This is a genomic window from Rheinheimera nanhaiensis E407-8 (genome assembly GCF_000296695.1).
Lineage (GTDB): Bacteria > Pseudomonadota > Gammaproteobacteria > Enterobacterales > Alteromonadaceae > Alishewanella > Alishewanella nanhaiensis.
In genome coordinates, this window is the sequence record NZ_BAFK01000016.1 from 38,407 (window position 1) to 51,477 (window position 13,071).

General features: G+C 53.3%; 14 protein-coding genes. 8 read left to right on the top strand and 6 right to left on the bottom strand.

The window, feature by feature from the left end:
• Nucleotides 1-2 precede the first annotated feature (2 nt).
• Both RNAN_RS13025 and RNAN_RS13030 read right to left on the bottom strand, forming a co-directional pair.
• Nucleotides 3-1,088 carry a DUF6136 family protein gene (locus RNAN_RS13025; RefSeq protein WP_008222505.1) on the bottom strand — a complete coding sequence of 362 codons (1,086 nt, stop codon included), beginning with the start codon at nt 1,086-1,088 and terminating at the stop codon, nt 3-5.
• Complete coding sequence (locus tag RNAN_RS13030; RefSeq protein ID WP_008222506.1) at nt 1,078-1,665, bottom strand: ABC transporter ATP-binding protein; 588 nt, start codon at nt 1,663-1,665, stop codon at nt 1,078-1,080. Before RNAN_RS13030 ends, RNAN_RS13025 begins: the two co-directional genes overlap by 11 nt.
• A gap of 93 nt (nt 1,666-1,758) precedes the next feature.
• On the opposite strand from RNAN_RS13030, the gene RNAN_RS13035 reads away from it, so the two are divergent.
• Together RNAN_RS13035 and RNAN_RS13040 are read left to right on the top strand one after the other, a co-directional pair.
• On the top strand, nt 1,759-2,577 hold the full coding sequence (locus tag RNAN_RS13035; RefSeq protein ID WP_008222507.1) for a kinase: 819 nt from the start codon (nt 1,759-1,761) through the stop codon (nt 2,575-2,577).
• A gap of 46 nt (nt 2,578-2,623) precedes the next feature.
• The gene (locus RNAN_RS13040) at nt 2,624-3,718 is read left to right on the top strand and encodes an SLC13 family permease (RefSeq protein ID WP_008222509.1); all 1,095 of its coding nucleotides are present in this window, start codon (nt 2,624-2,626) and stop codon (nt 3,716-3,718) included.
• Between the two features lie 148 nt (nt 3,719-3,866).
• Here RNAN_RS13040 and RNAN_RS13045 read toward each other — a convergent pair whose 3' ends face one another.
• Complete coding sequence (locus RNAN_RS13045) at nt 3,867-4,460, bottom strand: hypothetical protein (protein ID WP_008222511.1); 594 nt, start codon at nt 4,458-4,460, stop codon at nt 3,867-3,869.
• Complete coding sequence (locus tag RNAN_RS13050) at nt 4,450-5,031, bottom strand: RNA polymerase sigma factor (protein ID WP_008222513.1); 582 nt, start codon at nt 5,029-5,031, stop codon at nt 4,450-4,452. The genes RNAN_RS13045 and RNAN_RS13050 overlap by 11 nt, the downstream gene beginning before the upstream one ends.
• A gap of 118 nt (nt 5,032-5,149) precedes the next feature.
• On the opposite strand from RNAN_RS13050, the gene RNAN_RS13055 reads away from it, so the two are divergent.
• The 3 genes from RNAN_RS13055 to RNAN_RS13060 are packed head-to-tail and all read left to right on the top strand — an operon-like array spanning nt 5,150 to nt 7,083.
• The gene (locus tag RNAN_RS13055) at nt 5,150-6,604 is read left to right on the top strand and encodes an amidohydrolase family protein (protein WP_008222515.1); all 1,455 of its coding nucleotides are present in this window, start codon (nt 5,150-5,152) and stop codon (nt 6,602-6,604) included.
• 41 nt (nt 6,605-6,645) lie between these two features.
• Nucleotides 6,646-6,801: a hypothetical protein gene (locus RNAN_RS19325; protein ID WP_008222518.1), complete on the top strand. Its 156-nt coding sequence runs from the start codon at nt 6,646-6,648 to the stop codon at nt 6,799-6,801.
• Between the two features lie 3 nt (nt 6,802-6,804).
• The gene (locus RNAN_RS13060) at nt 6,805-7,083 is read left to right on the top strand and encodes a superinfection immunity protein (RefSeq protein ID WP_008222519.1); all 279 of its coding nucleotides are present in this window, start codon (nt 6,805-6,807) and stop codon (nt 7,081-7,083) included.
• A gap of 10 nt (nt 7,084-7,093) precedes the next feature.
• Here RNAN_RS13060 and RNAN_RS13065 read toward each other — a convergent pair whose 3' ends face one another.
• Nucleotides 7,094-7,885 carry an MBL fold metallo-hydrolase gene (locus RNAN_RS13065; RefSeq protein WP_202802304.1) on the bottom strand — a complete coding sequence of 264 codons (792 nt, stop codon included), beginning with the start codon at nt 7,883-7,885 and terminating at the stop codon, nt 7,094-7,096.
• Between the two features lie 66 nt (nt 7,886-7,951).
• Between RNAN_RS13065 and RNAN_RS19355 the strand changes: the two genes are divergently transcribed.
• Nucleotides 7,952-8,134: a hypothetical protein gene (locus RNAN_RS19355; protein WP_202802302.1), complete on the top strand. Its 183-nt coding sequence runs from the start codon at nt 7,952-7,954 to the stop codon at nt 8,132-8,134.
• 58 nt (nt 8,135-8,192) lie between these two features.
• On the opposite strand, the gene RNAN_RS13070 is transcribed toward RNAN_RS19355, so the two are convergent.
• Complete coding sequence (locus RNAN_RS13070; RefSeq protein ID WP_008222522.1) at nt 8,193-9,989, bottom strand: coiled-coil domain-containing protein; 1,797 nt, start codon at nt 9,987-9,989, stop codon at nt 8,193-8,195.
• Between the two features lie 167 nt (nt 9,990-10,156).
• Between RNAN_RS13070 and RNAN_RS13075 the strand changes: the two genes are divergently transcribed.
• Nucleotides 10,157-12,184 carry a DNA topoisomerase III gene (locus tag RNAN_RS13075; RefSeq protein WP_008222523.1) on the top strand — a complete coding sequence of 676 codons (2,028 nt, stop codon included), beginning with the start codon at nt 10,157-10,159 and terminating at the stop codon, nt 12,182-12,184.
• A 75-nt stretch (nt 12,185-12,259) separates the two neighbouring features.
• Nucleotides 12,260-13,021 (top strand): peptidylprolyl isomerase, encoded by a 762-nt coding sequence (locus RNAN_RS13080; RefSeq protein WP_008222524.1) that lies wholly within the window; start codon nt 12,260-12,262, stop codon nt 13,019-13,021.
• The last annotated feature ends 50 nt before the right edge of the window (nt 13,022-13,071 follow it).

A 13,071-nucleotide genomic window follows, 5' to 3' on the forward strand; every position in this document is an offset into this window, starting at 1 on the left:
CTTTAGCCAATACCCAGCAGAATATACAGGCCGCTGCTTAATAAGCTGGCAGCGAGCCAGCCGCCAACAAAACGCTGTGGCTGGCGCCAGGCCAGATACCAGCTAACAACAAAGGCAGGTAGTAACAGCAGTAACAGACTGGCTGGCGGCCCTAACAGCGTCAACAAGGTGCCACTTAGCAAACCTAACAGCAACGGTGGTAAAAACTGCCACTGTTTCAGCACGGGTGGGTACAACTGAAAAAACAGCTGATACAACTGCACAGTGTTATTACTGTTAAGTTGCATACTGGCGCTGACCAGCAGTAACAGCAAACCGGCGCTATAGCTGATTAGCGCCGCCAGATCTGGCCGTTGCTTAAGGCTAATGTAAGCAATAAGCAGGCACAGCAGTATCAGCATGAGGCGGCTTAACCACTGCGCCATTTGCTGACGCCACAGCTGGCACCAAAACAACAGCGGGCTGTGGCTGCTGATTTTCGGCAGCGACAAGCGTATTGGCAGCAGGCTACACAGCCAAATTAAGGCCAGAACACCCAGGCCGGTGCTGAAAGGCAGCGGTAATAACAACAAAGCCGGTAAACACAGTAACAACAAAGTGACTGTGGGCCGTGGCCGGTACAGCGCACTTAGCGCAAACAGCAGCTGCAATAAGGCAAAGCACAGCTGAGGCAGCACAGTGTGCCACTGGCTGAGATCGGCACCGGCGATGATCAAAAGATGCAACACCAGAATAGGGCTGCATACGAACATCAGCAGAATATCGACGCTGCGCTGCCACAGCGGTGTAATGGCGAAACTACGTAAAAACAGCCGGTAACGGCTGGCCAGAATGGCCTGCTGATACAACCACAGCAGTAAAGTTTGGCCGCTGAGTAAACACCAGCACAGCAATAGCCGCTCTGTTGCAGCAAGCCCAGGCTGATACAGTAAGCCCAATGCCAGTAGCAACATAAAGCCCAGCGCCGCCAAAGCCGGTCCCAGCAATACCAGTATCCATAGTACTAATTGCTGCAGTTGCTGTATTAATTGTTGGCTGGCGGCATAAAAACAGCGCCAACGTAGCTTTAGGTAAGCGCTAAACCTCATGCAGCGCAACCAGTGTAAAACCCCTAGCCGCGTAGAGGCCGGCTTCATTGCTGGCAGCAATAATGTCGCCATCAAAACCGGCTATCAGCTGCCACAGCGTCTGCTGCGCTGCGGTATCGAGCGCGATATTGGCTTCATCCAGCAGTAACAGCGCCGGCTGGCGCATAAAAGCCAGAATTAGCTGCAGCTTTTTCAGGTTGCCGGTGGATAAACTGGCGCACCGGGTATCCAACTGAGGGGCAAAAGCAAAGCCATCAATTAATTTTTGCGGCCAGCTTAATTGCCACAACTTTTGCGTTAACAAAATAATATCGCTGGCGCTGGCAAACTCCGGCAGCAGGATGGCGTCGCTGGCGATGGCAATATCAGCGTGGGCCTGGCTTATCAGGCTGTCGCGCCAGTGAATAGTGCCACTTTGGTAAGGTAAAATGCCGGCAATGGCACACAGCAGGCTGGATTTGCCACTGCCATTGGCGCCGGTAATACAGCTGCGAGATTGGCTAAACTGTTGCTGATACTGCTGCAACACCACTTTGTCGCCGCGGTATAAACTAAGGTTACTGATTTTTACTGCCATAGCGCTCAACCGTCCCTGAAACTGCGCTACCCGGTGTTAGCGTCTGGCGCTCACCTTAAAGCAGTGTCTGCGTAAAAACAATAGGATATCAACATGCTGCTGACATCAAACTTACAACATCAATTAAGCCCGGCCAGCCTGTTGCACTATCAGGCGCTGGTTACTCAGGTATTGCAGCGGCTACAAGCGTTGCCCAAGCCTGCTGTTATCGGCATTAGCGGCGCTCAGGGCAGTGGTAAAAGCACCTTGGCGGCCAAGCTGGTGGCGCAGCTGCAACAGCTGGGTATCAAGGCGGCCACGGTGTCGCTGGATGATTATTATCTGAGTAAAGCCCGGCGCCAGCAGCTGGCATTGGCTATTCACCCGTTACTGGCGCAACGTGGTGTGCCGGGTACACACGATATTGCCCGCGCCATTGCTAACGCTAAAGCGGTATTAGCCGGATACGAGGTCAGCTTGCCGCAGTTTGATAAGGCACAGGATGAACCTGCCGCCGCTTTACCGGCGCAGCAACTGGATGTGTTAATTATCGAAGGCTGGTGCCTGGGTGTTAAGCCACAAACCAGTGCCGAGCTGGCTGAGCCGGTGAACGCGCTGGAAGCCAGCGAAGATAGTGATGGCCGCTGGCGCCACTATGTAAATACACAACTGGCCGGGCCTTACGCAGCATACTGGCAGCTACTGAAACCGCTGATCTGGCTTAACGCACCCGACTGGCAAAGCGTGTGCCGCTGGCGCGCCAAACAAGAGCAGCAGCTTTGGCGTGAGCGTGGCCAAGGCATGACAGCAACCGAGCTTGCGCGCTTTATGCTACCGTTTCAGCGTTTAACGTTGGCCAGCTGGCAACAGCTGCCCGCTATTGCTGATATGGTGGTTAGCCTGAACCAAAACCAGCAGCCAAGGCTGGCTTAAAGTCGCTATAATGGCCACCGATATTATCGCTGCTGACTAAAGCCTGATGCGTACTTTGCTATCCCGCTTGCGGGAAGATTACCTGTTAATTGTGTTGCTGCTTCTGCTGCCCGTGCTGTTATGGCTGCAGCCAACAGCGCCGGCGGGTATTGTTGCTTTAGTGGACTGGCATACCGTTACGGCACTGGCCGGCTTAATGCTGCTTAGCCGGGCGCTGGAAGACAGCGGTTACTTAGCCCGCTTTGCTGCCTGGCTATTGCCGCGTTGCCATTCTGAGCGCCTGTTAGCGCTGCTGATGTTAGTGTTTGCTGCCCTGCTGTCGGCCATTGTTACTAATGATGTGGCACTGTTTATATTGGTGCCAATCAGCCTGAGTATTGGCCGCCTCACAGGCCTTCCGGTGGGCCGGCTGATTATTTTTCTGGCGCTGGCAGTCAATGCCGGCTCCAGCTTAACGCCGATTGGTAACCCGCAAAATTTGCTGCTGTGGCAGGCCTCCGGTTATAGCTTCTGGCAATTTACCTTAATGATGGCGCCACTGGCGCTGAGTTTGTTGCTGGTAATTCTGCTATTAAGTGGCCTGGCATTTAGTAGTAAGCAGCTGAGTATCAGAGTGCCGCATAATAACAGTAGCGATAACCGGCGTTTATTTGCCTGGTCGCTGGCCGGTTATCCGCTGTTTATCCTGGCGATGGAGTATCAGCTGGCGCCTTTTGCCGCGCTGGTCATACTGCTGGCATATGGGGTGTGTCAGCGCACGGTAATCAGCGGTATCGACTGGTTGCTGCTGCTGGTATTTATGCTGATGTTTATTGACCTTGGCTTACTGGCACAGATGCCGCTGATGCAGCAGCTAGCGGTGCAGCTGATGGCGCTGCCCAATGGTAGCTATAGCGGCTCGGCGCTGTTGTCGCAGCTTATTTCCAATGTACCGGCAGCGATTTTTCTGCAGCACTTTACCGCTGACTGGCGCGCGCTGAGCTGGGGCGTGAGTGTGGGCGGCTTTGGCCTGGCCATTGGCTCGCTGGCCAATTTAATTGCGCTTCGGCTAAGTAAACAGCCGGGCCTGTGGCGCGAGTTTCATTATTGGTCGCTGCCGGTATTTGCCGGCAGTTTATTGCTTGGCTGGCTGGTTTTGTAAACTGCATGCTGTACAAAAGCGGTTGCAATTCCCGCTATGCTCGCCACAGCAACTCGAGTTTACTGGCGTAAACTCTCAGACACTCTGTGACTGTGCTATCGGGATTCCAACCTCACTTATGTTTAATCCAATACATCCAGGCAAAGCATTACTCACTTTGCGCAAAATCTTCTGCCAGCGCTTCTAATTGCACTAACTCAGCACCTTTTAACCGTATTTTTTGCTGCAACCGGTAAATACCAAATACACAGGCTGGCGCTACAATCAGGCTGTAAAACAGCAGTATGTTTAGTGGCGTATTTTCCAGCTGTAGCACATGCACTAGCCACAAGATCAACGTAAACAGCACCAGTGCGGCGCAGCTTAGCTGGGTATAACGGTAATAGCGCAAGCTTAGCTGGCAGGTTTTAACGCGAAAGCCTAGCAAGCCGCTGCTGCTCCAGTTGTCATAGGCCAATATCGGCCGGTGTACCTGCCAGCTGATATATGCCGTGCTTAATGCCCCCAGCGCCAAAAACAGCGCTGCTATGCCGCCCAGTAAGCCGGGCAGGTTAACCACTAGCCATACTGCTGCAGCGGCCATAATCAGTGCGCCCAGCCATTCACCGTACATCAACAGTTTTTGCTCGCGCTGGCGCTGGCTGGCCTGGGCTAAATCCGCCGCACTGGGCGGGGTTTCTTCGGCCACCGTTTGCTGCTGCCAGCTTTTGGCCAGCTTAGCAAAATCAAAATTATCGGCCATTCTGCATTAACTCCATTAATTCGGTTTTGGCGCGGTTCAGCCGCACCCGCACTGCGCCGTGGCTGATCTGCAATATGGTTGCAATTTCTGGTGCATCTAAATCTTCCATCGCCAGTAATATCACCTGGCGGTTGGCGGCCGATAAGCGCCGCACCGCCTGCATTAGTTGCTGGCTTTGCTGCGCCTCGCCCAACTGCTCGGACGGGCAGTTATCCAGTAGCTGCTGCTGGATATCGTCATCCAGTGGTTGCCATTTATGCCGCTGTGCGCGGGCAATATGATCAACTGTCACGTTATGCACTATGCGAAATAAATACGCCCGTGGTAGCTCTGCTGCCTGTAAGCGTTCAGCTGCCTGATGCAGGGCGAGGAAAATATCCTGCTTTAAATCCTGCCGTGCTGCCGGGTCGGCTTCATTGGCCAATAGGCTGCGGCTTATCGCGCCCTGATGCTGCTGCCATAGCTGTAACACAAACTCGGTAGCGCTTTGGCTGTTATTGCTTCCTGTGATCAAACCCTGCTGCCTTGCTGTTAAGTGCGGTGTCTGGCTATGCCGCTGTTTATTGCGCATACCCGTTAAGTCTGTTGCTGGCTGCCAAGTGTTACACAAAAAAATAAAAAAATATTCTGTAACAGCTAAAGAAATTTCAACGACTTAACTTGCAACAACAGAACAAAACCGGAGCCATATGATGAAAAAAGAATTTACCTTAACCGTTATTGCCGCGCTGTTGAGTGTGTCGGCAAGCGCACAACAGCCAGCACAGCACACCGTGCTGTACCACAACGCGACCTTGCTTAACCCGGCCACCGAGCAACAGCTGACCGATGGCTGGCTACTGGTGGAAGATGGCCGTATTACACAAATAGGCCAGCAGCAGGGTACTGCCGTATTGCCTGAGGCATCAAAGACGGTTGATTTACAGGACCATTACCTGATGCCGGGTCTGATTGATGTACACCTGCACCTGACCGCCGGGCCAATGCGGGTTGAAATGCAGCAAGGTAAACCGGTAATTACCTTAAAAGGCCACAGTGAACTAACCCGTTACCATGCCATTACTACACTGGCCACCGGTGTGACCACAGCCTTTAGCCCGGCGGGTGAAACCGAGGCTAATGCTGAATATGTCCGCCAGCAGCAGGCTGGTAACTGGCCAGGCCCTAAATTGACCTATGCCGGTTTTGTATTTGAGCCCACGCCGATACTGGGTGGCTCGGTGTATCCAAAAACTGAAGCCGACTGGCAAGCCGAAATAGCCCAGCAAAAAGCGTTGGGCGCACAATACATAAAACTTTATCAGGGCTTGAGCAAAGACGAAGTAGCGATGGGGGTTCGCTTAGCGCACGCTGCCGGGCTGAAAGCCATAGCGCATCTGGATGCTGTTAGCTGGCAGTATGCCGCCGATTTGGGTATTGATGCGCTAACCCATGCGCTGCCCACCAGCGCCGAGCTGTTAACCGGCGAGGGCAAGGCGGCTTATCTGGCCGAGCGTAAAAATCCGCACAGCGGCCGCTTTACCTATAGCTGGTTTAAGCATGTTGATTATGACAGTGCCCCTATGCAGCGGTTGCTCGTTACGCTGACGCAGCAGCAAACCCGGCTTGATTTAACACTGGTGGCGAACGAGATGATTTACTTCGCCCGCGAGCTGGAAACCTTATATCCGGAGCCGGATATGTGGGTGTTTCACCCGCAAATGCGCAAAGGTTGGCGCACTACCCTGGCAGCACCCAGTTATGACTGGACGGCTGAAGAGGTAACCACCGCCAAACAGCAAATGCCAAAAGTGCAGCAATTGCTTAAGCGGTTGTATGACGCTGGTGTGCCACTGGCGATTGGTACCGACAGCGTGGCCAGCGGGCCGTTTTATCTGCGCGAGTTGCAACTTAGCCAGGCGGCCGGCCTGACCAACTGGCAGGTGTTGCAACTGGCGACGGTAGGCGGTGCCCGCCATCTGGATTTGCCCGATACCGGCCAGCTGGCCGCAGGCTTTGTTGCCGATTTTATCGTGCTGTCGTCTAACCCGGTTAACGATCTGAGTGCCCTATCCAGCGTGCATACCGTGGTACAGCAAGGCAAAGCCCATCCTGTTGCGGCGCTTAAAGCTGAGCTGGACAAGCTGAGTAACACTGAACTGTAAATCTAAACTCAAAACACTTTAAACCCTGCGAGGAAAGAACTATGGAAACCTTACAACAGTTAATAACGCCCTTTACTACCGCCTGGCAGCAGGCCGATAGCCACCAATTAGCTTCTTTCGGCATCTTCTTTGCTGCCATGTGGCTGATTGCGATGGTAATTGAAGCTGCCGTAAAAAAAGCCACTAAGGAGGACTAACAGATGGAAACGTTAAACCAATTTATTGCCGCCATGAGCAGTGCCTGGCAACAGGCCGATGCAGTGTTTTTAGTCGGCTTTGGGGTGTTGTTTTTCGCGGTGTGGTTTTTACCCAGCTTGCTGGCACTGGCGTTTAACCGCCAGCACCTGGGCAAAATTGCGCTGCTGAATATTCCGGCCGGTTTGTCCTGGGTTGCCTGGCTGGCGCTGTTGGTATGGGCGGTAACCGGTAAACTCAGTAACAAACTGGCGGCAAAGGCGCGGTTAAAGCCGGTACTGTAACCACATACTGTTACAGGGCGACACTGTCGCCCTCATTTAAAATCAGTAGCGGCACCTGGCTATTCAGGTGCTGCTGCATATGCAGCAAACGCAGCAGTGGCGAGTGCGAGCTGATATCACCCATCTGCCAGCTGGCATTACCATAGCCCCAGGGGATCATCACCTTGCAGCCCAATTCCTCTGCCGCCACTAACGCATCTTCCGGCGTAGTATGCACATAGCGGTACCAATCTGGCTGCTTGTCACTGTGGTAAGACGCTATCGGCAACAGGCAGATATCAATATCGCCATAACGCTGCTGAATATCCTTAAAGTGGTTGGAATAGCCAGTATCGCCAGCGAAAAACAAGGTTTTGCCATTCTGCTGCAATAGCCAGCCGCCCCACAGTGCTTTGTTGTCGTCATCAAACAGCTTGCGGTTGTTAAAGTGATGCGCCGGTACCAGATGTAGGCTTAACTCACCGCGTTCACTTTGGCTGTACCAGGCTTTTTCAATAATTTGATAGCCGCCTTGGGGCATATAGTCAGCCATGCCCAGTGGCAGATAATAGGTGGCGCCGGTGCCTATTTGTGCAATGCTGGCATGGCTGAAATGATCATAATGCAGATGCGAATACAGCACAGCATCGGTGGCCGCCAGTTTTTCGGCGCTCAGTTTGGGTGTATAGGGCCTTCTGATAATACCTACCAGATGCTGCGCCCAGTTTACCGGCCAGTCAAACTGGCCAAATACCGGATCAAATAGCAGTTGCTGGCCATCCGGCGTGTTAACTAAGAAGCTGGCATGCCCCAGCCACTGCAGGTTAAAACCGGTAGCGAGCTCTGGTGACTGCTGCGAGCCGGTATACTGGCAATTCTGGCCATGCTGTTGGCAGCTGACATCAGCATGGGCCGGATAGCAATCATGCTCGCAGCTTGCCGGGTAGGCAGGCCAACCCTGCTGTGGGCGCTAAAGGTTATGAAAGCGGCCAGCGAGTTCGCCGTCGGCAAAGCGTTTAATAACGGCCTGCTCACCGATCTGCTGCTTAATGTGGTTTGGGCTGCTGCATGAGGATAAAAACACGGTGCTGCATAACAGCACCGTGATTGCTGAAAACCTGCAACGGCTATCAGGCATCGGACAATTTACTGAGCTTTTTCTCCAGCTTTTCAATTTTTTCCTGTGCCTGTTCGCGGTAGCGGGTTAAGCGTTCTATCGTGGCTGCAGCGTTATCTTTTACAAAGCTAACTTGCTGTTCCAGTTGTGATTTTTGCTTTTTAAGTTTGTCCTGCTCCAGCTGCATATCGGCGACCATATCACGCTGTTGCTGTAGCTCTTCGCGCAGCTGGCGGATAACTTCACGTTGCTCAGCCTGATGGCCGGCAGTGATAGCGCTTTGCTCCTTTAACATGGCGTTATTGGCGCGCAATTGCTCCAGTGTGGCCTGGATATCCTGCGAGTCGTCAATTTCGGTGCTTTGCGCTTTTTGCATCGCATCTAACTGCTGCTCAGCTTTAAGGGCATTGTCGCGCTGTACTTCGGCATCGCGCTGGCTGTGGTCTAACTGTTTGGTCAGCTCGCTTAGCTGCTTGCTCAGGGTGTCAACTTCTTTCTCTAAGCGGGCGATGGTTTCCTGCGCGGCCTGTTGCTGTGCGTCATCAACTACCACTTCAACCGGGGCTTCGCCCTGTGGTATTTGCTCCAGCTTAGCCTGCAGTTGCTCTCGCTCGGCTTGCAGTTTTTCGGCCTGCTGCTGCGCCTGCGTTAATTGCTGTTGCACTTCAGTGAGTTGTTGCAGGGCCTTATCACGTTCTTCCGCCAGCGCCGCTTGTGCGGCTACCAGGGCGGCCTGATCGGCGGCCTTGCCACCTTGCTCCTGCACCGAATTTTGCAACTGCTCCAGTTGCGCCTGCAGTCGCTTATTTAACGCCACTGCCTGGGTTTCAGTTTTAGTGGCTTGTTGTAACTTGGTTTCAAACTCATCCAGCATGGCCTGCAGTTCAGTCACGTCATGCTCGCGGGTTTGTAAGTCTTGCAGGGCTTTTTTCGAGGCTTGTTGTGCGGCGGCCAATTCGGCTTTAACACTGGCTTCAGATTGCTGTAATGCACTCAGTTGCTGCTCGGCAGCTTGCGCCTTGGCTAACTGCTCTTTCAACGGTTCCAGCTCTTGCTCTGCTGCCGCCAACTCGTCTTGTAGCTGCTGTAATTTTTGCTGGTGTAACTGCTGCTCGTTTTGCAGTTGCTCTTCCAGCTCATCCTGGGTTTGTTGCGCGCTGATCAGTTTTAACTGAATTTGCTCCGCCTGCTGCTTAGCTTGCTCTGCCTCTTGCCGGGCGGCAGCCAGCTGCTGCTGTGCACTCTCCAGCTCGCTTTGTTTGCTATGCAGTTGTTGTGTTGTGCTGTCGAGCGTTTCTTGCAACTGTGCCAGTTGCTGCTCGGTATCAGCCAGGGTTTTTTGCTGGCTTTGGCTTAATTTAACGGCCTGGTCGCGCTCTTCCGTTAAGGCGGCGTACTTTTCTGCCTGGGTGGAAAGCTGCTGTTGCTGCTGCGCCAGGCTGATTTCCAGCTCGGTTTTACGTTGTTGTAACTGTTCAACTTCAAGTTGCAGTTCGCGGTTGTGCTCGGCGGCTAATACTTCGGCCTGCATGGCTTGTTGTAACTGCTGGTTAAGCTGGTCGGTCAGCTTTTTAGCATGCTTTTCAGCCTCGTTCTGAAACGCAGTGATAAAGTCGGCACTGAACATACTGTCCCCCGTTACTTCGGCTGGCGCCGGTGCGCGGTTTGCCTGCTCGTTACGCCACTTTTGATAGTGTACAACCAGACTGGCCTGTGCGCCGGGTACTTTTGAAATTAAATAATCTAATGAAACGGGCTTGCCGGTCTTGTGCAACTCATCACAGATTTTTTTAACTTCACTATATTGCATCGTAATTTATCCAACTGACGTGGGTGAAAATACCAGAGCTTAACGGGTGTAACCGAATCGCCATTTTAAGCACTTTTGGCCTAAAGCCAAATTTTAATTACATTTTCTTTGCATCTTACCGCAGTGGCAGCTAAATTACTGTATAAATGAACAGTTAAGGCGGTGCCATGATCCTTTATATTGCCGAAAAACCCAGCCTTGGCCGCGCTATTGCTGCCGTATTAGCCAAACCGCAGCACAAAGAGGCAGGTTGTATCCGCCTTGCCAATGGTGACGTGGTCAGCTGGTGTATCGGCCACTTATTACAGCAGGCCGAGCCGGAAGATTACAACCCCGACTACAAACGCTGGCAAATGGCTCCCCTGCCGATAGTGCCGGATAAATGGTTATTGAAAGTACGCAAGTCAGCTGAACAGCAGCTTAACGTGTTGAAAAGGTTACTACGCCAGGCTGATCAGATAGTCCATGCCGGAGACCCTGATCGTGAAGGACAATTGCTGGTGGATGAAGTGCTGGCGTATTGCGGTGTCAGTGCTGCCAAACTGGCTGATACTCAGCGCTTATTAATCAATGATTTGAACCCACCGGCGGTGAGCCGGGCACTTAAGCAATTGCAGCCCAATAAGCACTTTGCCGCCCTGTCGACGTCGGCGCTGGCGCGCAGCCGGGCAGACTGGTTGTACGGCTTAAATATGACGCGGGCTTACACCCTGCAGGGGCAAAAAGCTGGTTATCAGGGGGTGTTGTCGGTTGGCCGGGTACAAACGCCCGTATTAGGTTTAGTAGTGAAACGTGACCAGCAGATTGCCGATTTTTGCAGTGCAACCTACTACCAGGTTCGGGCTGAGCTACACACAACAGAGCCCGCTTCGTCAGAGCAGCAGGCATTTCACGCACTTTGGCAACCCAGCAGTGCCTGTGTTCGTTGGCAAGATGAGGAAGGGCGGGTGCTAAGCAAAGCGCTGGCCGAAAAGGTACAGCAAAAAATCAGTGGCCAGCCAGCCAGTGTTACCACCGTGCAGCAGCAGGATGGTAAACAGGCACCACCCTTGCCGTATAATTTATCGGCGCTGCAAATTGATGCGGCTAAACGCTATGGCCTGAGCGCACAGCAGGTGCTGGACAGTTGCCAGCAGTTGTATGAGCGGCACAAGCTGATTACCTATCCGCGCTCTGATTGCCGTTATTTACCACCCGAGCAACGAAAACTATCAGCGAAGGTCTGTGCGGCCATTGGCGCAAATGATCACAGCCTGGCCGATGGTGTAACCCGGGCTGATATGACACTGGTCAGCAAAGCCTGGAACGAGGCTAAGGTGCTGGCACATCACGCTATTATCCCGACCGAAAAACAGTTACCCCTTACTAAGCTGAGCCTGACCGAGCAGCGTTTGTACCGGCTGATTGCCCGTCAGTATCTGGCGCAGTTTTACCCGGTTTATCGCTACCGTGATCACAGTGTTGAGCTGAATATTGCCGGCGGTGCTTTTATTGCCAAAGCGCGCACAGAGCAAAGTGCCGGCTGGAAGCAATTGTTTCGCGGCCCGGCAGAGGACAGTATGGCACCTGATAGTAAGGGTGCTGCACCAGAGGCCGGCGATGATGCGGCAGCGCTAAATAGCCGTTTGCCGGCTCTGGTTGTTGGGCAGCCGCTGACCTGCACTGCTGCTACGGTGTTAGAAAAGCAAACCCGGCCGCCGGCGGCTTTTACCGATGCCAGCCTGTTAGCTGCAATGACCGGTATCAGCCGTTTTGTAAAAGATGACAAGATCCGCAGTATTTTGCGTGACACCGACGGGCTGGGGACCGAGGCTACCCGCGCCGGCATTATTGAGCTGTTGTTTAAACGTGGTTATCTGACGCGCCAGGGTAAACAGATCCATGCTACCGCCACCGGCAAGGCGCTTGTCGCGGCATTACCCGAACAGGCGGTACTGCCAGATATGACAGCGCGCTGGGAGGCGGCGTTAAATGCGATTTGTCAGCGCCAGCAAAGCTATCAGGCCTTTATGCAGCCGCTGCAGGCCGAGTTAACCCAGCTTATTGCGGCGGCGGCAAACAATGTGCCTGTCGGTTTGCCGCCACAACCTAAGCGGCCCTGGCGGGGCAAAAAGGCCGCGACCAAGCCGGCGGGCCGCGGCAACCGGCGCAAGAAAGCGGCTGACCTTGATAGTCGTGTAACTAAGCGTAATTAATTGTAAGCGCAGTGGATTTTAACTTGCCGGCTGTCTTATGCTGCCTGCCAGTTAACGTTGCGGAGCCTAAAAGCTGTGAACAAAAAAACCGTAAAAGCAATAGCCTGTGCTGCCGCCGGCTGGCTAGCGAGTGCCGGCCTGGCACAAGCTACCATCGTCGAAGTGACGACCAATGTCGGTAAGTTTGAAATTAACCTGTTTGACGAAACCACACCGGTCACGGTGCAGAACTTTCTGAATTATGTCAGTGCCGGCCGTTATGACGGTACTGTCATTCACCGTTCGGTACCCGGCTTTGTGATCCAGGGCGGGGGGTTTACCTTTGATCAGCAGTTGCCACTGAAAGCCATCAGCACCAATGCCGCTATTGTTAATGAGCCAAAATGGTCAAATGTGCGTGCAACCGTGGCAATGGCAAAGCTGCCGAATAACCCTAACAGCGCCACCAGCCAGTGGTTTATTAATCTGGCGAACAATGGCGCCAATCTGGATGTGCAAAACAGCGGTTTCAGTGTATTTGGCCAGATAAGCTCGGCCGATATGGCGGTAATAGATGCTATAGCGGCGTTGCCACGCTACAACTTTCCCGGTATCGATGATTTACCGCTGCGTAACTACAGCAGCAGCGATCGGGACGATAACAAGCCGCTGGCGGCAGATAACTTAATTACTATCGAATCGGTGGTGGTCGTGGATGCCCGCAGCAATACTGCCGCAGCCTTAAGCTTAGTGCCTAACAGTGCGCCGCCACCGGCTAGCAACGACAGCGCCGGCGGTAGCCTGAGCTGGCTGACATTGCTGCCACTTGGCCTGCTGCTGTTACGCCGCCGCGCTTAAACGGCCTGAACCGGCCGCTGATTTTTTACAATGCGGCTAACACTAATGCC